The organism is Thiohalomonas denitrificans, assembly GCF_016841685.1.
GTDB lineage: Bacteria > Pseudomonadota > Gammaproteobacteria > Thiohalomonadales > Thiohalomonadaceae > Thiohalomonas > Thiohalomonas denitrificans_A.
Genome location: NZ_JAENYR010000013.1, coordinates 1 through 19,372, shown reverse-complemented (window position 1 = coordinate 19,372; position 19,372 = coordinate 1). Strand labels below are relative to the sequence as shown.

17 protein-coding genes are annotated in these 19,372 nt (G+C 60.6%); 4 read left to right on the top strand and 13 right to left on the bottom strand.

The window, feature by feature from the left end; genetic code table 11:
- Window positions 1-46: 46 nt before the first annotated feature.
- Window positions 47-1,519: an O-antigen ligase family protein gene (locus Q7L05_RS04410; RefSeq protein WP_303902532.1), complete on the top strand. Its 1,473-nt coding sequence runs from the start codon at window positions 47-49 to the stop codon at window positions 1,517-1,519.
- Window positions 1,473-2,516: a glycosyltransferase family 9 protein gene (locus Q7L05_RS04405; RefSeq protein ID WP_303902529.1), complete on the top strand. Its 1,044-nt coding sequence runs from the start codon at window positions 1,473-1,475 to the stop codon at window positions 2,514-2,516. Before Q7L05_RS04410 ends, Q7L05_RS04405 begins: the two co-directional genes overlap by 47 nt.
- Here the strand turns inward: Q7L05_RS04405 and Q7L05_RS04400 are convergent.
- The 13 genes from Q7L05_RS04400 to Q7L05_RS04340 all read right to left on the bottom strand — a co-directional run bounded on the left by Q7L05_RS04400 (window position 2,513) and on the right by Q7L05_RS04340 (window position 17,352).
- Window positions 2,513-3,631, bottom strand: coding sequence for a glycosyltransferase family 4 protein (locus Q7L05_RS04400; RefSeq protein WP_303902526.1), 1,119 nt, complete (start codon window positions 3,629-3,631; stop codon window positions 2,513-2,515). The two genes, Q7L05_RS04405 and Q7L05_RS04400, sit on opposite strands and share 4 nt — an antisense overlap.
- On the bottom strand, window positions 3,628-4,407 hold the full coding sequence (locus Q7L05_RS04395) for a glycosyltransferase family 2 protein (RefSeq protein ID WP_303902523.1): 780 nt from the start codon (window positions 4,405-4,407) through the stop codon (window positions 3,628-3,630). The genes Q7L05_RS04400 and Q7L05_RS04395 overlap by 4 nt, the downstream gene beginning before the upstream one ends.
- On the bottom strand, window positions 4,404-5,441 hold the full coding sequence (waaF, locus tag Q7L05_RS04390) for a lipopolysaccharide heptosyltransferase II (protein WP_303902521.1): 1,038 nt from the start codon (window positions 5,439-5,441) through the stop codon (window positions 4,404-4,406). The genes Q7L05_RS04395 and waaF overlap by 4 nt, the downstream gene beginning before the upstream one ends.
- Window positions 5,442-5,444: 3 nt before the next feature.
- Window positions 5,445-6,242, bottom strand: a complete 798-nt coding sequence (locus Q7L05_RS04385) for an aldo/keto reductase (RefSeq protein ID WP_303902518.1) — start codon at window positions 6,240-6,242, stop codon at window positions 5,445-5,447.
- Window positions 6,233-7,453, bottom strand: a complete 1,221-nt coding sequence (locus Q7L05_RS04380; protein WP_303902516.1) for an FAD-dependent oxidoreductase — start codon at window positions 7,451-7,453, stop codon at window positions 6,233-6,235. Before Q7L05_RS04380 ends, Q7L05_RS04385 begins: the two co-directional genes overlap by 10 nt.
- 2 nt (window positions 7,454-7,455) lie before the next feature.
- Window positions 7,456-8,898 (bottom strand): bifunctional D-glycero-beta-D-manno-heptose-7-phosphate kinase/D-glycero-beta-D-manno-heptose 1-phosphate adenylyltransferase HldE, encoded by a 1,443-nt coding sequence (gene hldE / locus Q7L05_RS04375; RefSeq protein ID WP_303902513.1) that lies wholly within the window; start codon window positions 8,896-8,898, stop codon window positions 7,456-7,458.
- 460 nt (window positions 8,899-9,358) lie between these two features.
- Window positions 9,359-9,571 (bottom strand): zinc-finger domain-containing protein, encoded by a 213-nt coding sequence (locus Q7L05_RS04370; protein ID WP_303902510.1) that lies wholly within the window; start codon window positions 9,569-9,571, stop codon window positions 9,359-9,361.
- Between the two features lie 17 nt (window positions 9,572-9,588).
- Entirely contained in the window at window positions 9,589-10,512 is a 924-nt protein-coding gene (locus tag Q7L05_RS04365) for a branched-chain amino acid transaminase (protein ID WP_303902507.1), read from the bottom strand.
- Window positions 10,513-10,722: 210 nt separating this feature from the next.
- Window positions 10,723-13,608 (bottom strand): bifunctional [glutamate--ammonia ligase]-adenylyl-L-tyrosine phosphorylase/[glutamate--ammonia-ligase] adenylyltransferase, encoded by a 2,886-nt coding sequence (gene glnE, locus Q7L05_RS04360; protein ID WP_303902503.1) that lies wholly within the window; start codon window positions 13,606-13,608, stop codon window positions 10,723-10,725.
- Between the two features lie 185 nt (window positions 13,609-13,793).
- Entirely contained in the window at window positions 13,794-14,411 is a 618-nt protein-coding gene (locus tag Q7L05_RS04355; protein ID WP_303902500.1) for a UdgX family uracil-DNA binding protein, read from the bottom strand.
- A 221-nt stretch (window positions 14,412-14,632) separates the two neighbouring features.
- A complete protein-coding gene (groL, locus tag Q7L05_RS04350; RefSeq protein WP_303902497.1) occupies window positions 14,633-16,285 on the bottom strand; it encodes a chaperonin GroEL in 1,653 nt (550 codons plus the stop codon).
- A gap of 65 nt (window positions 16,286-16,350) precedes the next feature.
- Window positions 16,351-16,638: a co-chaperone GroES gene (groES, locus tag Q7L05_RS04345; protein ID WP_303902494.1), complete on the bottom strand. Its 288-nt coding sequence runs from the start codon at window positions 16,636-16,638 to the stop codon at window positions 16,351-16,353.
- Window positions 16,639-16,920: 282 nt separating this feature from the next.
- Complete coding sequence (locus tag Q7L05_RS04340; RefSeq protein ID WP_303902492.1) at window positions 16,921-17,352, bottom strand: FxsA family protein; 432 nt, start codon at window positions 17,350-17,352, stop codon at window positions 16,921-16,923.
- 111 nt (window positions 17,353-17,463) lie between these two features.
- Here Q7L05_RS04340 and cutA point away from each other — a divergent pair, with 111 nt between their 5' ends.
- Together cutA and dsbD are read left to right on the top strand one after the other, a co-directional pair.
- Window positions 17,464-17,784 (top strand): divalent-cation tolerance protein CutA, encoded by a 321-nt coding sequence (cutA, locus tag Q7L05_RS04335; protein WP_303902489.1) that lies wholly within the window; start codon window positions 17,464-17,466, stop codon window positions 17,782-17,784.
- Between the two features lie 6 nt (window positions 17,785-17,790).
- Window positions 17,791-19,372 (top strand): protein-disulfide reductase DsbD (gene dsbD, locus Q7L05_RS04330; RefSeq protein ID WP_303902486.1); only part of this gene is annotated, 1,582 nt, incomplete at its 3' end.

The window sequence follows — 19,372 nt, the reverse complement described above, 5'->3', positions numbered from 1 at the left end:
ACGACTAAAGCTGGGGCTTCTCGCGCTCTTATGGGTTATGTAAACCGTGGACACCTTTCATAAAACAGCTAAGCCAGAGTGTAAAAATCCGTTGGCCATAACAATCGCGTACAACAAGACGCAATCAACAACGTGGACAACACAGATTGGGCTTGGAGGTTTGTACCTGTTTTCATTTTTCGCCTTCCTGGGCCAGGTCGGCTCCGCGGTTGGGCTTTTCCTGATGCTGATTGCCATTACTGGTTCGTTTCGGGAAGTTCGCAGGGAATTGAGCCGGGATCCGGCATTCTGGATGGCTTGCGCCTTCATCCTCTATCTCATAGTGAATGCATATCTGGCGGCCAACGAATTCCCTCGAACCGCTACCGAACAGTGGAAGGGAGCCCGAAACTGGGGACGTCTTGTTGTTTTCCTGGTACTTGCCTGGTGGATGAGGGGAGATCCGAAACGGATCTACTGGAGCTTTCTGCTGGCACTCCTTGGTCTATTCGTGCACCTGGTTGTGAGCTTCGACCTTTCGAATATCGAAATCGCCCTTCGAAGCGGGCGGACCGGATTCGCCTACTCGATCATGTTTGCAGGAATCCTTTCAGGCGCCTGCCTCATCGCAATGCTGATATTCACGCCAAAGATACTCAATAGTCGGTCCCGACCCCTGTCAAAACTTGCTATTGGCCTTCTCTGGTTTGCAGGCTTTGCCATCTTGTTGCAACTTCAAATCACAGCCCAATCGCGCGGCGCTTGGGTCGCAACAAGTCTGGGACTCCTGCTTGCTTCCTTGGTCATTGTTCGTCATCTTGACCGCAAAAAGCTGGCAATCTTCGGCGTGATGTTCTCCATATTAGTGCTTATTGCGATGCAAAACTCCTCCACGGTGGAGCAACGCCTCACCAAGGATCGCGCGACCATATCGGCATTCCTGAATGGCGCACAGATGGAGCAGATTCCTTTCCAATCAATGGGAGCACGACTGCACCTTCTGCATTATGGCCTGAAACGTTGGTTGGAGCGCCCGCTATTGGGGTGGGGACCTGGCACGGAGATAGAGAAGCACTTTTCCCCTCAAGATTTTTCTGAACCCATCGACAGACTCCAGGCAAGCAATCTGCCGCGATTTGCACACCTGCACAACGGATTCCTTACCATCTTGGCACAGCTGGGGATTGTGGGTGCCGGCCTCTTCGGTTTGCTGGGGATTTTCGTCCTCCGTCAATTAATGGCGGCTTATAGAAAAAAGCTGATACCCGATGATCTCAGCGCAGCAACCAGCGGCATCTTATTGATCCTGCTCTTGTCCAATTTAGCAAACTCCCGATTTGCTGTACTCGATTTTCAGTTTCTCGCCACCCTCGCCATGAGCGCAGCCTATACCACTCGATATCAGAGACAGATCGACGCTCGGCAGAGAACCTTGACTCGCCTATCAGCGAGTCCGGCATTCGTTAACAGTGACAAGCCCCCACTAAGACATAATGACCCGCACCCGCATACTGGTCGTCCGCAACGACAAGCTAGGTGACTTCATGCTCGCCTGGCCGGCTTTCCGGCTGCTGAAGGAGCAACTGCCCGACGCGCGAGTGCTCGCATTGGTGCCGGAGTACACCCGGTGCATGGCGGAATTGTGCCCATGGATTGATGAGGTGGTACTCGATCCCGGCGGTTCTCAATACCGCGATATCCGGCAGATAAGCAGACAAATCCGTCAATCCGGTGCCAACCGGGCCATCTTGTTGTTTTCGACAGCAAGGGTAGTCACGGCACTGGCTTTCGCCGGGGTTAGATATCGGCTGGGACCGGCAACCAAACTCGCCCAGATTCTGCTTACCGATCGCGTGGTCCAGCGCCGCTCCCGTTCGGAAAAACCGGAATTCGAATATAACGCCGATCTGGTCCGGCATTTTCTTAGGCGCGACGCAAAGGCTATACCGGCAACGCCAAACGGACCGTTTCTGGAATTTCCAGCCGCCGAACTCAAGACATTTGGTGCGGAGTTATCAAAGCGACTTGACTTACCTGCCGACGCCCAGTGGCTGTTCGTGCATGCCGGCAGTGGCGGTTCCGCCAACAACTTGCGACCCGAGCAGTACCAGGATCTCTGTCACCGCCTGGCAAAGACCGGACGTGCTTTTGTCTTTACCGCCGGGCCGGGCGAAGAGCCTGTTGCCAGGGATCTCGTCTCTTCACTACGGGGGGTTGCCCCGGCTGCCGTGCTGCCGCCCGAGGCCCTGCCTTCGCTGGCCCGTCATTTGGCTCTGGCAGATTGCTTTATCAGCGGATCGACCGGCCCCTTGCACATCGCCGGCGCCCTGAACCGACCCACTGCCACGTTTTATCCGGGCCACCGCTCCGGATCACCACTGCGGTGGCAGACACTGAATGATGCCGATGTCCGGCTCACTTTCAGCCCACCGGGTGAAGGCGATCCCAAGGACGTTTCCCGGTGTCATATCGCCGATGCTGCGGAGCAGATTGATGCGCTGTTAAGCCGCATCCGTAGGCAAGACGAAGTGTTTTAAAACGCTCCAGACGCCCCCTGCAGGATGGCTTCCAGCCGGGAGAAGTGGTCGCCCGGGTTGAACTCACTATCCGCCTTGGCCTTCCCGGCCGCCGCGAGCCTTTTTCTCAAATCTCCGTGTAAAGCCAACCGGGATAGCTGCGCATAGAGGTCCTGTGCGTCGCCCGGCTGGAACAGCAGTCCGGTTTCATCATCGTCGATGATCTCGGGTACACCACCGGCGTTGCTGCCGACCACCGCCACTCCGGCGCGCATCGCCTCCGGCAGGACCAGACCGAAGGTTTCCTCGTAAGTAGTCAGAGCAACGGCATCACAAGCCTGCATCCAGCGCTGCGGGTCATCAACAAAGTCGCAAATCACCACGCGATCGCCGTACCCGCCGGACTCGGCACGCGCCTTGAGCGATGCCAGGTAATCTCCGTCCATGGCCTGTCCCACGATGAGCGCATACAAAGGAATGTCATCACTGACCGCCCGCTCCACCGCTTCCAGCAGCAGGTGCTGTCCCTTGAACGATTCGATGCGCGCGAACAGCCCGACAAGAAACGCTCCATCCGGCACGCCCCACTCGTCCCGCAGTGTCCTGCGTGCCTCCCGGCTCAGTGCTTGCTTCGGCTCCGGGACACCATAATAGAGGGTGCGCACCTTCTGAGTATGGTATGGCCCGAGGAAACGGCGGGCATCCGCCGCCAGGCGTTCGCTGATGGTCACCATCACATCCATCTGGCCGTAGAGGACGTTGTGGTAAAAATCGTCTTTTGGACGGGTAACCTGCATCTGCCGGGTGTAGACCAGAGCCGGCCGGCGGCGAGAGAGGCGCTTGGCCAACGCCGCCAGGGGCAGGTCCTTGCCCCAATGCATATGCACCACATCCACCTGTTCGCGGTCGATGAGTGCTGCAAGGCGTCGGGCATTGAACAACGGTGCCGCTCGTACTCGCGACGCTGGGAGGTGATGCAGCGCAGTACCGACCCGTTCGAGATAGGGGATCAGCGGGGTATCAGTGCTCGTCACGCCAATCACGCGGTGCTTCCCGGAAAGGGCTTCGGCACAGCGGGCCACATAAAGCTCCAGTCCACCCAGTCCGGGCGAAAGACACAATTCAAGGATATTCATGGAGAGACATCGTTCGCGTCCGGCTGTTGGCGCACCCAAAGATCTGCGTATTTCGCAAAAGTGGAGTGGCCGGAAAGCAGGGCCAGCAGAAGGCCCTGGCGGCCATCCAGAAAACCGAGTCGCACCACAAACATCCGCAGGAAGCAGGCCAGACCATGCCCAATGCCCGCCGCCAGGCTGCCGCGCTGTCCTCGCTTCTGCCGCACCCTGGCCCAGGCCGTGGCATAGCCGGCCGATTTGACCAGATAGTGTTCGAGGTCACGGTAGGTATAGTGCAGCAGGTCGCCCTTCAGGCGGTCACAGACCATGTCCGCAGGGATCTGCAGCCGCTCATGCACCAACGCATCATCGTAAGCGGCCCACTCACGGGGGAACAGGCGTTCCACCCAATCAGGATACCAACCGCCATGGCGGATGAATCGCCCGAAGCAGAAGCTCAGCCGGGACAGGGCATACACCCTGCCTTGATCATTTGCCTTCACTGCCGCACGAATTGCGCCCTGCAATTCCGGAGTGACACGCTCATCGGCATCGATCATCAACACCCAGTCCCCGGTTGCGTAGCCCTGCGCCCGCTGGCGCTGGATACCGTAGCCATGCCAATCAGCATGGTTGTAGACCTGCTCGGTGTAACGCCTGGCCCTTTCGACCGTATCGTCGCTGCTGCCACTGTCGATCACGATGATCTCGTCGGCGAATGCCACGCTGCGCAGACAGGCGTCGATGTTTTCCGCTTCATCCTTGACGATCAATACAGCCGACAGGGCGGGGGTCATGAGAGCTCCTTCATACTATCGATAATTTCTTGTATCTTCTCGAGCACCATGGACGGCTTGATCTCGCCCAGGCACCGCGTATGCCCGTACGGGCAGGTTCGCTCGAAGCAGGGGCTACACTCCAGCTCCCGGAAGAAGACGACCTTTCGCCGGGTCAGAGGCGGTGTGTAGTTTGGCGATGAGGAACCATACAGTGCCACGATTTCCGTGCCCACGGCCGCGCCAATATGCATCAACCCGGAATCATTGGTTACCATCACCTGCGCAAGAGAGAGCAGGTCCACGACATCGGTCAGCGATGTCTTGCCACAGAGATTGAGGACGGCCCCCTCCGATGCGCCGACGATGGTCTCGCCGACTGCTCTGTCTTTGTCCGAACCCACAACCCACACCTGAACGCCGCGCTCGGCGAGGCGGCGGGCCAGCGATGCGAAATATTCCGGCGGCCACTGCTTGGCGAGACCGTATTCGGCGCCCGGCGCAAAAGCGACCGCGGGCCGATTCCCATCCAGTCCGAAGCGTTCAAAAAGCGCAGTGGCATTCGCCTCGTCCACCCGCAGTTGCGGGTTGGGAATGTCGGGCACGCGCTCCGGTTTCGTGGTGACCCGGCCGAGATTGATGTAGCGCTGCACCACCATGGGCAATGCCTCGCGGTCGAGCTGCCGCATGTCGTTGATCAGGCCGTAGCGCATCTCGCCCTGGTATCCGGTCCGGCGCCGCGCTCCGGCGAAGAACGGGACCAGCGCGGCCTTCAGCGACCGGGGCAGCACGATGGCCTGATCATAATGCCGTTCGCGCAGGGATCGACCCAGCCGGAAACGGACCGGCAGACCCAGCTCGCCGTGGCCGAGCGGCATCCGCACGCCCTGCGCCACCTCCGGCATGCGCTCCAGCAGGGGCAGCGACCAATCCGGCGCGAGGACATCGATCTCAACCGCGGGCCGGGCCTCTTTCAGATAGCGGTAGAGGCTCTGGGCCATGACCATGTCGCCCACCCAGGCCGGACCGACCACCAGCACCCGCTCTGCCCCCATGGCTCAGCCTGTCTCCTGCGCAGCCAGGATGCGGTTTACGGTTTCGACATTCCGGCGCAGGTGGTCGGGGTTGATGGTGCCGACGATCATACTGCCCACCCCGCGGTGCGCGAAGACAAAGCGCATCGCCTCCTCGATACCGCAGCCGCCGGCGCTGCTGTCCGCATGTCCGCTCTGCAGGCCTTTCTTCACCAGCACGCCCCGGTTCAGCCGTTCGGCCTCGGCAATTACCGGCAGGTCATGGGTATCCACCGGATTGCAGGTGGCCATCACCACGTCGCAGTTCCTGACCACCCAGAGGCCCCCTGCCTCGGTCTTGGTGGACATGCCGTAGGCGCGGATCAGGCCTTCACGCTTCAGATCGGCCAGACAGTCGAGCGCCCCCCGGTTCTCGATGATATCCAGGTCATCGCCATCGGAATGCACCAGAACGATATCCACGTGGTCGCGGCCAAGTCGCTTCAGGCTTCGCTCCACACTCATCCGCGTATGTTCGGCAGAGAAGTCGAAGCGGGAGCGGCCGTTTTCGAAGATTTCACCGACCTTGGTCACGATGACCCAGTCATTGCGATTCGGCAGCAGACGACCCAGCCGCTCTTCGCTGGTGCCGTAGGCCGGTGCGGTATCGACAAAGTTGATGCCCAAATCCCGGGCGAGGGCAAACAGGTTGCGGACTTCATCATCGCCGGGAATGCGAAAGCCACGCGGATACTTCACCTGCTGATCGCGGCCAAGCTTCACCGTACCGAGCCCCAGCGGGCTCACCCGGATGCCGGTCGAACCCAATAATCTCAGCTCCATCGTGATTCCTCCTGCCACGGCAACGGTGCCTGGACCGGCCGCGGCCATGCCTCCGGTACCTCGGCGGTTTTCCGATCGGTCTGTGGCACTACGCCGGCATCTTTCAACATCCTGAGAATGTCCGCCGCAAGACGGGGCGCCAGCACCAGCTTGGTGGGCCAGGCGGCAATGAGACTGTCCACCAGCCCGGCAAAAGCCGTATCCGGCCGCCGGCCGTCGGGCATCAGCGGCTCGGCGCGCTCGATGTCCAGCGTGGTCCACTCCAGCCCGTTCTGATCGACCCACGGCAAGAGCATGTGCAGTTCACGCTGCGCGGCGGCAATCTGCTCCTCACGAGTACGACCCACACCCTCCTCTGCCAACTGTCCGCCCAGATACCAGACCACCCGGCCATCGGCATCGCGGTGCGTACTGATGGTGATGCGAGGGTTACTGCTGGCACCCAGACAGTGGGCATAGACGCCCTCGGGCAGCTTGCCTCGTGCGGCCACCATGACCAGAGGACGCAGCTGCATTTCGGGCCGGGTATAACCGGCCGCCTCGAGCAGATCACGGTTGCCGCGGCCCGCCGTCAGCACCAGCCGTTTCGCCTCGACCCGAAGCTGCTGTCCGTTGCCATCATGCAGATCGATGCGCCAGTCTGCATCGCACCGGGAAAGATGAAAACCCTGCGGCCACTCATACTTGATCAGGCTGTCCCTGTGCGGCGCCGACAACGCCTCGATCAGCGAGGCCGTATCCAGTACCGGCTCATCGAGCCGATACACCTGACCCCGAAACCCGGAATGGCGAAAAACCGGCGGCCGCTCCATTTCCGGCAGGGATTCGGTACGGCCCCGCATCAGGCGACTGGCGAAGAAGCCCGCCATGCGCGAGGTGAGATTCGCCGTCGACCAGAGGAACTGATTGGGTGAGAGAACACGTACACGGGTCAGATCCAGCTCGCCCTTGCCATCGAGACAGTCCCGCCACAGGCCGGGCATCGCCGCCACCGCCTGCGCCGAATCGCTCAACTTGCCGGTGAGGGCATACTTGGTGCCGCCATGGAGGATCCCCTGGGCGTAGCGGGTCTGTCCCGATCCCAGCGCATTGGCCTCCAGTAGCACTGCCCGGTAGCCCTCGGCACGAAGACGACCCAGCAGCCAGAGTCCGGCGACGCCGCCACCGAACACCGCCACATCGACAGGGACTACATGGGGCTCGGCACTCATGATCAGCCCTTTTTCTGTTCGCTGCTGCGAATGGCCTGAATGAGTCCGGTAGTGGAGCAGCCGTCGACGAAGCTCATCACCAGCACCTCGCCGCCGGCATCTTGAACGCAGCCGCCGCCGGGGATGTTATCGGGATCGTTGTCGCCGCCCTTGACCAGCACATCGGGCGCCAGGCGGCAGATCAGCCGCTCCGGGGTGTCTTCAAAAAACGGCACCACCCAATCGACACAACCCAGCGCTGCCAGCACATGCATGCGGTTCTCCATGGTGTTGACCGGGCGCTCCTCCCCCTTCAGGCGCCTCACCGAGGCATCGTCATTGACCGCAATGATCAGCCGGTCGCCGAGTTCCGCCGCCTGCTGCAGATAGGTCACATGGCCGGCGTGGAGGATGTCGAAACAGCCATTGGTCACCACTACCCGCTCTCCGTGGGACCTGGCCTCCTGCACCAGGGCCACAAGATGCTCCTCATCGACCACGCCGCGCACGACCTCGTCCTGCTCGCGCATGGCCCTGCGAAGCTCATCGGGCGTTACGGTCGCGGTTCCCAACTTGCCGACCACCACGCCGGCAGCAATATTGGCCAGCGAGGTGGCCTCGGCCAGGTCCTGCCCGGCGGCCACGGCGGCGGCCAGCACGGAAATGACCGTGTCACCGGCGCCGGTAACATCGAATACTTCACGGGCGCGGGTCGGAAGGTGCAGCGGCACATGCCCCGCACGCAGCAGGGTGACGCCTTTCTCCGAACGGGTGATCAGCAGGGCCTCGAGCCCCAGCTCCCGACGCAGTTCCTCACCCCGCTCGACCAGTTCGTTGTCGTCGGCGCAGAGCCCCACGACCGCCTCGAATTCAGGCATGTTGGGCGTCATCAGTGTGGCGCCCCGGTAGCGGATGAAGTCGTTGCCCTTGGGATCGATCAGAACCGGTTTCCCCGCCTCCCGGGCCAGACGGATGATCTCGGGGCAGGTCTCGCGCAGAACCCCCTTTCCATAATCCGAAAGTACGACCACATCCGTCCTGGGCAGTTCGGCACGGAAGCGCTCGATTAGCGCATCGTGATCACACCCGGGAAAACCGTTTTCGAAATCCAGCCGGATCAACTGCTGGTGACGCGACATCACCCGCAGTTTGGTCACTGTCGGGTAGCCCGTCAGGCGCACAAAGACGCAGCCCACGGATGCACCGCCGAGCACCTTTTCCAGGGCATCGGCCGCCTCATCGTCACCGGTCAGCCCGATGACACTGGAACTGCTACCCAGCGCCGCAATATTGAGGGCGACATTGCCCGCGCCGCCCGGGCGCTCCTCCCCGTCGCCCACCGTCACGACCGGAACCGGCGCCTCGGGAGAGATGCGGGAAGTGTCGCCGTGCCAATAACGATCAAGCATGACGTCGCCGACCACCAGCACGCGGGCATTTTCAAAAGGAGGGAGGGAAATTTTCATCGAAACTATTGGCCAAAACCCGTTAACCGCAAAGGCGCAAAGAGCGCAAAGAAAAACGTTTGGTAACTACTCACACCCTCCCTCATTCCCTGTCACCCCCGCGGAGGCGGGGGGGGGTAGGCGGGAATCCAGAGGACGGAGGCATAACTCAAAATGGATCCCCGCCTACGCGGGGATGACGGATTGCGACCCGCGGATAACGGGTTGCGACCCGCGGATGACGGGCTGCGACCCGCGCGGTGCGCTCTTGCCGCACCTGTATCCCGCCTACGTGGGGATGATGGCTTTCCTGGGCCGTGCGTGATCACCCGGGCGAGCAGCCATAATCTTCTTTGGTTGAAAGGCGCACCGTTCAGAATAGGCTCGATCAGCGACTGCCCCAGGTACGGCGAGTCGACGCAGTCCCCTGCCCGATTAGGTTCTCTTTGCGCTCTTTGCACCTTTGCGGTGAAACCCAAAGCTAATCACGCTTCAGTCGGTAAACGGCGCCACAATAGGGGCAACGCGCTTCGCCCGCCTCCTCGAGAGGCAGGTAGACCTGCGGATGGGAATTCCACAAGGTGGTACCCTCCATCGGGCAATGCACCGGCAGATCCGCCTCGGTCACCTCATAGAAGTTTTCGGTGTTCGAGGTTTTCAGTGTCCGTTGCTGCTCAAGCGGGGCAGAGCTCATAGATGGTTCCCTCTGTTCTATCGCACGTAGGTCAGCCATTCCGGATGGCTGTTGCGCCGCCCGAGCACCTGGTCGAAGTACATGCTCTGCAAACGCTCGGTAATGGGGCCGCGATGGCCTTCACCGATGGCGCGGTTGTCCACCTCCCGGATCGGGGTCACCTCGGCGGCGGTACCGCTGAAGAAGGCCTCGTCGGCAATGTACACTTCATCACGGGTAATGCGCTTTTCGCGGACCTCGACGCCGATTTCGGCCGCCAGCTGAACGATGGTATCGCGGGTAATACCCTCCAGGGCCGAGGTCAGATCCGGGGTGTAAATCACGCCGTTGCGGATGATGAAGATATTTTCTCCCGAACCTTCCGCCACATAGCCTTCGTTGTCCAGCAGCATGGCCTCGTCATAACCGCACGCCAGGGCTTCCTGCAGCGCCAGCATGGAGTTCATATAATTGCCATTCGCCTTGGCCTTGCACATGGTAATGTTCACGTGGTGCCGGGTGTACGAGGAGGTACGGATGCGGATCCCCTTCTCCATACCCTCCTTGCCCAGATAGGATCCCCAGGACCAGGCCGCCACAATCACGTGCACCTTGAGGTTGTCGGCGCGCAGGCCCATCCCCTCGGAACCGTAAAAGGCCATAGGGCGAAGATAGGCGGATTCGAGTTCATTCTCACGCACCGCTGCCCGCTGGGCTTCGTTGATGGTGACCTTGTCATAGGGCATGGGCATGTTGAGGATATGCGCCGAGCGGAACAACCGGTCGGTGTGATCCTGCAGACGAAAAATCGCCGTGCCCTGGTCGCCTTTATAGGCACGGACCCCTTCGAAAACACCCATACCATAATGAAGTGTGTGGGTCAGTACATGTGTCCGGGCGTCCCGCCAGGGGACCATCTCCCCGTCAAACCAGATGACACCGTCGCGGTCATCCATCGACATTGTCTCGTTCTCCTCGGTGCAGCAGTTTCTCGATAGGGTGTATTAACCGCAAAGACGCAAAGAGCGCTAAGGATTCGCTAACGCGGTTTTCCGGATGCGACCTGGAATCTTGCCGGGCAGCGCCGCTCCTATGCTGTTTGCCCCGGCAACCAGCCTTTATCCGGATTTCTTTGCGCTCGTTGCGCCTGTGCGGTTAGAAATTCACTGAAATCAGCCCGGTTCCATCAACTCCTGCCAAATACGAACTACACCGTCGCGGTAGTCGGCAAACTCGTCGGCTCCCACCACCGCAGGCCGGTCCTGTAGCGTCAACTGGTGCACGCGCGCCCGGTAGGCCCGAAAGGCGTCAGTCAGCAGGGTGACTTCGGCCGCCGGAATCAGATCCCGTTCGCCAAGCCGCTCGAGCAGGCGGATGTTGTCGGTGAATTCGACGAGGTCGGGATATGTGTAAGCCCAAGCCAGAACGGCATATTGCACCATAAATTCGATATCGGCGATACCGCCCCGGTCCTGCTTCAGGTCGAAACCGTTGCTTCCACCTTTGGCGAGACTGGCGCGCATCTTTTCGCGCATCTCCCGGACTTCCTGCCGCAACTTCCCGGCGTTCCGTTTCCGACTCACCACCTCGGCACGCACGACCCGAAAACGCTCGGCGATACCGGGGTCTCCCGCCACCGGCCGAGCACGAACCAGAGCCTGATGTTCCCAGGTCCAGGCCTGCTCGCGCTGATAATCCGCGAACGCCTGCACGCTGGTCACCAAAAGCCCCGAAGCACCATTCGGGCGCAGACGCACGTCCACCTCATAGAGTTCACCTGCCGCGGTGCGGGTAGTCAGCAGATGCACGACGCGCTGGGCCAGACGGGCATAGAAAACGGCATTATCCACCGATTTCGCACCATCGGTGGCACGCCCTTCACTGGCACCGCTGTGTATGAAAACCAGGTCCAGGTCGGAGCCGTAGCCGAGCTCGATGCCTCCCATCTTGCCATAGGCGATAATGGCAAACCCTTTGTCACAGGCGAGTTCGTCACCGCACTGGGGACGGCCATGACGATTCACCATATGCCCCCAGGCCAGTTCCAGGACCTCATCGAGGATGACCTCGGCCATCGCGGTCAGGTGGTCCGACACCACCATCAGCGGCACAGCTCCGGAGACGTCCGCGGCGGCCACGCGCAGGAGGATCGCCTGTTTGAAGTGGCGCAGGGCATCCATCTGCTGCTCCAAATCGTCCGGCGGGATACGGATGAGCCGCTGACGCAGCTCATTCGTCATCTCATCGCGTCCGGGCGGCACATACAGCGTGCGCGGGTCGAGAAGCTCATCGAGCAGCTGTGGATGCTTCTCCAGCAGCCGGCCAATCCAGGAGCTGGCGGCACAAAGCTTCACCAACTGCGAAAGTGCCATGGGGTTCTCGACCAGCAGCGCCAGATAGGCGGTACGCCGCGCAACGGCACTAATCAGGCTGAGCAACCGCCCAAGGGTCGTCTCAGGCTCGTCGGTCGCCCCGACGGCCCCAATCAACAGCGGCATCAGCCGATCCATGCGTTCCTTGCCGTGGGCCGACAGTGCGCGATAGCTATGTGATTCACGGAGATCGGCCAGCGCATCGAGCGCCTTCTCCGGCTCGCTAAACCCGAGCTTTTCCAGCGTATCCCGTGCCTGCTCGTCATCCTGCGTCGCCACCCACACACCCTTGGTATCCAACACGTCACTTTCGGCGTGCTCCCGCTGAGGGGCAGCGAAGACTTGATCAAAATGTTCGTGAACGCGGCGCATATGCTGGCGCAGGTCGGTTTCGAAAACAGGCCAGTCGGCGTAGCCCATGGCTAACGCCATCCGCAGCCGGTCGACTTCGTCTTCCGGCAAATCATGGGTCTGCTGATCAGCGAATTCCTGCAGGCGGTGCTCGGCATTGCGCAGAAAGATATAGGCGTCGACCAGCTCCTCGACGGCGAACTCCGGCAGCAGCTGAAAGCCGCGCAGGGCCTCGAGCACCGTGAGTATTGGTCGAGATTGAAGAGTGGGCTCGCGACCACCCCGGATCAACTGAAAGGCCTGGCCGATGAATTCCACTTCGCGGATACCACCCGCTCCCAGCTTGACGTTATTTTCCAACCCCTTGCGCTTCACCTCCCGTTCGATCATCGCTTTCATGTCGCGCAAGGATTCGAAAGCACCGTAGTCGACATAGCGGCGGAACACGAAGGGTTTGAGCAGCGCCATCAGTTCATCACCGGCTTGCCGGTCCCCGGCCACCGGCCTGGCCTTGATCATGGCATAACGCTCCCACTCCCGGCCGTGGGCCTGGTAGTAGGCCTCCATCGCGTCGAAACTGAGGGCCAACGCGCTGGAGCCCCCAAAGGGGCGCAGGCGCATATCGACCCGGAAGACGAACCCCTCGGCCGTGGGGCGATCCAGGGCGGTAATGAGCTGCTGGCCGAGGCGCACGAAGAATTCCTGGTTGGAGATGCTGCGGCGGCCGCCCCGGGTTTCGCCCTCCTCCGGATAGGCGAAGATAAGGTCGACATCCGAGGAGAAATTGAGCTCCCCGGCACCCAGCTTTCCCATCCCCAATACCACCAGCTGCTGTGGTCGGTCGTCCGATCCGTAGGGAGTGCCTCTCTGTTGGCATTGCCAGTGGTAAAGCCGGGCAAGGGCGCCGCCGATGCAGGCCTCCGCCAGAGCGGAGAGATCGGCGGTCACCTCAACGAGCTCGGCACGGCCGGCCAGATCACGCCAGGCGATGCGTACCATCTCCAGCCGCCGGAACCGGCGCAGACGTCCGCCCAGATCGCTCTCGTCCGAAACTCCGTCAAGAGCCGCATCGAGTCGCTGGCCAAGCTCGCCTTCCTTATAGGCCCGCTCCAGATCACCACTGCTCAGCAGCGTTTTTAACAAGGCGGGATTCCGGCTGCAGCTCTGTGCGACGAAATCGCTGAACGCCCATACCTTTGCCATTTCCGTTGACGGCTCAACCGGTTCGTCCGCGCACTCCAGATAATTGCGCCAGTGGGTCAGGACCCGTTCGCAGATTGGCTCCGCAAACCCCTCCAGAAGCCTTTTCATCGAGGATGTATTGACCTTGCTCACCGCTCACACCGTCGGGCCGAAAAAATCTGATTGTAACAGGCGAAGAGCGGTTCCGGGGCGGGGAACAGCAGCCAGCTGCTAACCACGGGTACATAAGTTTAACCACTGAGAGCACAGAGGCTGCAACCTCTCGCGAGGGGTCCTCTATATTCTCAGTGGTTAACCGTCATTCCGCCAGTGTGTGACTAATAACCCAGCCGTTCCGCCACGCGACGCAGATCGGCAATGAAACTGTCGGTTTCCTGGTGACGCTGGTCGGGATCGGGGATGCGCAGCAGCGCGGAAGGGTGGACGGTCACGAATGTGGTATCGGCCAGATCAGTGGAGGAAAAGGTACTGCGAAGGTCCATGAGGCGAACGTGGCGTCCGAAGGCCGAAACGGCGGCACTCGCCCCCAGACACACCAGGACTTTCGCTTGCAAGGCGGCCATTTCCGCCTGCAGCCAGGACCGGCAGGCGGCGATCTCGCGTTCACTGGGCTTCTTGTGCAAGCGACGTCCACCCTGGGACTCCCATTTGAAGTGTTTCACGGCATTGGTGACGTAGGCCTTGTCGCGGGGAATACCAGCGGCCTGCAGGCCCTTGTCCAGCAGACGGCCCGCCGGACCCACAAACGGCTTCCCGGTCCGGTCCTCCTTGTCCCCGGGCTTCTCACCCAGGAATACGACCTCGGCCGATTCCGGACCTTCACCGAACACCGCCTGAGTGGCGCTCTCGTACAGGGGACAACCCCGGCACTCTGCCACGGCAGCCCTGAGCCGACCCAAATCACGGGTCTCGGGCACAAACGGCACGGCAGACATTTGCGGTTTATTGGCCATAACGGAAGGATAGAGTGGAAATTAGGGGATTTGGACCAAGAGGAGAGAGAGAGGAACCTCGCTTTTTGTGTCCGCACCCGTAGTTTCGTTTCCAGAACGCCCCCGCGCGCCCTGTCCACCGTGGTTACCAACTCCATAAAAAAGCCCCGCCGGGCAAACCCGGCGGGGCTTTTTCAATCAGCGACTGCGTTGGAGCGCAGGGCTTACATCATGCCCATACCACCCATGCCACCCATGTCGCCCATACCGCCGCCCATGCCGGCGCCGCCTTCCTCCTTCTGCGGTACCTCGGCTACCATGGCTTCGGTAGTGATCATCAGACCGGCTACGGAAGCAGCGTTCTGCAGCGCATAACGGGTCACCTTGGTCGGGTCAAGGATTCCCATATCGATCATGTCGCCGTACTCACCCGTGGAGGCGTTGTAACCATAGTTACCTTTGCCTTCACGGATCTTGTTGACCACCACTGAGGGCTCATCACCGGAGTTGGCCACAATCTGACGCAGCGGCTCTTCCATGGCGCGACGGGCGATGCTGATACCGACATCCTGGTCGTGGTTGTCACCCTTCAGGTCAGCCATCCCTTCGAGAGCACGGACCAGAGCAACGCCACCGCCCGGTACCACACCCTCTTCCACTGCAGCGCGAGTGGCATGCAGGGCGTCTTCGACGCGGGCCTTCTTCTCCTTCATCTCCATCTCGGTGGCGGCGCCCACCTTGATCACTGCGACACCGCCGGCCAGCTTGGCGACGCGCTCCTGCAGCTTTTCACGATCGTAATCGGAGGTGGTCTCCTCGATCTGCGCACGGATCTGATTGACCCGGGCCTCGATCTCTTCAGCGCGACCGGCACCGTCGATCACGGTGGTATTTTCCTTGGTGATCTGCACCTTGCGGGCCTGGCCCAGATCATCGATGGTGGCCTTCTCCAGGGTCAGTCCGACTTCCTCGGAGATCACCTGACCACCGGTAAGGACGGCCATATCCTGCAGCATGGCCTTGCGGCGATCGCCGAAGCCGGGCGCCTTGACGGCGGCCACCTTGACGATACCGCGGATGCTGTTGACCACCAGGGTAGCCAGCGCTTCGCCTTCGACATCCTCGGAGACGATCAGCAGCGGCTTGGAAGCCTTGGCGACGCCTTCCAGGATCGGCAGCAGTTCGCGGATGTTGGAGATTTTCTTGTCGCAGAGCAGGATATACGGATCGTCCAGCTCGGCGGACATGGACTGCTGGTTGTTGACGAAGTAGGGCGACAGGTAGCCGCGGTCGAACTGCATGCCTTCGACGACATCCAGCTCGTTTTCCAGGGACTGTCCCTCTTCAACGGTAATCACACCCTCTTTGCCCACCTTGCCCATGGCATCGGCGATAATGCGGCCAATGGAGAGATCGGAGTTGGCGGAGATGGTGCCGACCTGGGCGATCGCCTTGTCGTCGGTGCACGGTTTGGAAAGGTTGCGCAGCTGCTCGACGGCCGAGATCACAGCCTTATCGATGCCGCGCTTCAGGTCCATCGGATTCATACCGGCGGCAACGGCCTTCATGCCTTCGGTGAGCACGGACTGAGCCAGCACGGTTGCGGTGGTGGTGCCGTCACCTGCCACGTCGGAGGTCTGCGAGGAGACCTCTTTCACCATCTGGGCGCCCATGTTCTCAAACCGGTCGTCCAGTTCGATCTCTTTGGCGACAGAGACGCCGTCTTTGGTGATCGTCGGTGCACCGAAGCTCTTTTCGAGGACGACATTGCGGCCCTTCGGACCCAGGGTCACCTTGACTGCATTGGCCAGGATGTTGACGCCATGCAGCATACGATGCCGGGCATCGTCGGAAAATCGCACTTCTTTCGCGGTCATTCTGTATTACCTCTCGACTGTTCCTGGAAAAACCTGATTATCGATAGAGAAGACGTGGCGCTCGCTCAGTCGAGGATCGCCAGGATGTCGTCCTCACTCATGATCAGCAGGTCTTCACCTTCATGCTTGATCTTCTGGCCGGCGTACTGGCCGAACAGGACGGTGTCGCCCTCCTTGACGTCGAGGGGGCGCACATCGCCCTTGTCGTTAACCTTACCGTTGCCCACAGCCAGTACTTCGCCACGATTCGGTTTTTCAGCGGCGCTGTCCGGAATCACTATACCGCCGGACGTGGTGCGTTCCTCTTCCATACGACGGACGAGAACACGATCATGCAAAGGACGAATGCTCATTATTCTTCCTCTCTCCTAAGCAATTTTTGAAATTGAGAGCCTAAACAAGTGACCGGGTGTGGCGCTGTTAGCACTCACCCCGGTTGAGTGCTAATAATATGTCCACATTGCTGAGAGTCAAGGGACGACAGAAAAAATATAGCCGCAGTTAGCCCGAAGGTTTCGGAAAATTCATTTAAAAACCCACCGTATCAGTCTCTTTGCGGAGCCTGTCCGAGAATAGGTTAGTGTGTTCGGATCAGTGAAGATGGCGTCGACCAGGAGGGGAAAACTCGAGGAAAATCAATCGTCTCGGCGGAAATCACCTTCAATCGTGCGAGGACCGCGCTCACGGTGGTCGGGCCCGCTGCCGGGTGGCCCGAACATCCCGCGCTCGATGATCTTCCAGATCAATTTACGGCGAAGCGGCGGCACCAGGGCCAAGAACCCGATGGCATCCGTAAAGAAGCCGGGGGTCAGCAGCAGCGCCCCGGCGATCACCAGCACGACGCCCTCGAGCATGGCAATAGTGGGCAGTTCTCCGCGGTTGATCGCCATCCGCGCCCGCTGCAGCGTATAGATCCCCTGAAAACGCAGCAACAGTGCGCCCAGCGCCGCCGTGAACACCACCAGGAAGATGGTCAACGGAGCCCCAAGCGCACTGCCCACCTTAATCAGGATGTAGATCTCGATCAGGGGAATGGAGAGGAACAGCAAAAACAGGATTCGGAACACGCCAATCTTCCGTTCGGGGGGATATAGAATGTTTGGTCGACGGAGCTGTCAGTATACACGGGTTTGACAACACTTTACCTGAAAACGCCCAATCCGTTATCTTCGAAGCCTATGAGTGAATACCGCTTGGTCATTACCACCTGTCCCGACCAGAGTTCGGCCGACGATTTGGCCGCCTATCTGGTCGAACATCGGTTTGCCGCGTGCGTCAATGTGATTCCCGGCATGCGCTCATACTACCAATGGAAGGGCAAAGTCTGTAATGATACGGAGTTCGTCCTTCTTATAAAGACCCGCACTGATCGCTACCCCCGTTTGGAAGAAGCGATTGTCGAGCACCACCCCTACGAGTTGCCGGAGGTGATCGCGCTGCCAATCGAAGCGGGACTCGGCGGTTATTTACGCTGGATCGATGAACAAACCGGAAAATAGAACGAAATGACAAGTCGCTTAGTTGCCCTGCTGGCACTGCTTGTGCCACTGATTGCCCCTGCCGAGGAGGAGTTGCTGGCGCCGGAAGAGGCCTTCCGGTTCACTCTGGAGGCGACCGGTCCCGATTCACTGCGCGCCACCTGGGAAGTGGCCGATGGCTACTATCTGTATCGCGACAAGCTCGATTTCAAGAGCGAAACCGAAGGCGTGAGCCTCGGTGAACCCATTCTCCCACCCGGAAAGGTCAAAAATGACGAATTTTTTGGCAGGGTGGAGACCTACCGGGGGCAGGTTAGCGCCGAAATCCCCATAGAGCGCACCGCAGGGGCTCCCGACTCGGTCACTATCGACGCCGGCTCTCAGGGCTGTGCCGACCTTGGGGTCTGCTATCCCCCGCATCGCCAGAAGGCGACGGTTCGCCTGGCTTCCATGGCATCAGCTGCCGCTTCCAATGCACGCGAGACCCTTGGCGAGGCCGGCGGCGGTAGTTTCCGGGGAGAGGACGAGGTCCTCGATCCGGATGTTGCCTTTGTCTTTTCCACAGAGGTAACCGATGGCAATACGCTTGTCGCCCGTTGGGATATCGAGCCGGAACATTACCTGTACCGCGATAAACTCAACTTCGAACTCCGAGACAGCGACGGGGTTTCTCTGGGTACCCCGCGGATCCCCGCTGGCAAGGAGAAAAATGACGAGTTCTTCGGGCGCATTCAGGTCTTCTATGACGAGGCCGAAGTCCGCCTTCCCCTCAACCGCGAGAACCTGGAACCGACCGATGTGACGCTGGTGGCCGGATACCAGGGCTGCGCCGATGCAGGGATCTGTTATCCGCCCATGAAGAAAGAGGCGGCACTGAAACTGCCGGCCGGCGCAGCGACGGCATCGGAGTCGGAATCGACACAAGCGGAGCCGGCCCCGATCGCACCAGCCAGTGACGAACCGCTTTCCGAACAGGATAGTCTCGCTCAGTCCCTGGCCACCGGCAGCTCCAGTCTCGTCCTCGGCACCTTCTTCGTGCTGGGACTGCTGCTCGCCTTCACCCCCTGCGTGTTCCCGATGATCCCGATTCTCTCGAGCATCATCGTCGGCCAGGGCGATAGCTTGACCACCCGCAAGGCATTCACCCTGTCGTCGGTCTACGTGCTGGCGATGGCGGTGACCTACACCGTCGCAGGGGTGATTGCCGGACTGTTCGGCGCCAATCTGCAGGCTGCCTTCCAGGATCCCTGGATCCTGTCCGCGTTCGCGGCCGTGTTCGTGTTGCTGTCACTGTCGATGTTCGGCTTCTATGAACTCCAGCTACCCTCCCGTTGGCAGAGCAAGCTGAGCGAGGTCAGCAACCGACAGCAGGGCGGTTCGCTGACCGGGGTGGCCATCATGGGGCTGCTTTCGGCACTGATCGTCGGCCCGTGCGTGGCACCACCACTGATGGGCGCGCTGATTTACATCGGTCAGACCGGCGACCCCTGGTTGGGCGGGGCCGCCCTGTTCGCCCTCTCCCTCGGCATGGGCGCCCCGCTGGTCGCCATCGGCCCCGCCGGCGGCAAGCTACTGCCACGCGCCGGCGGCTGGATGGATGCCGTCAAGG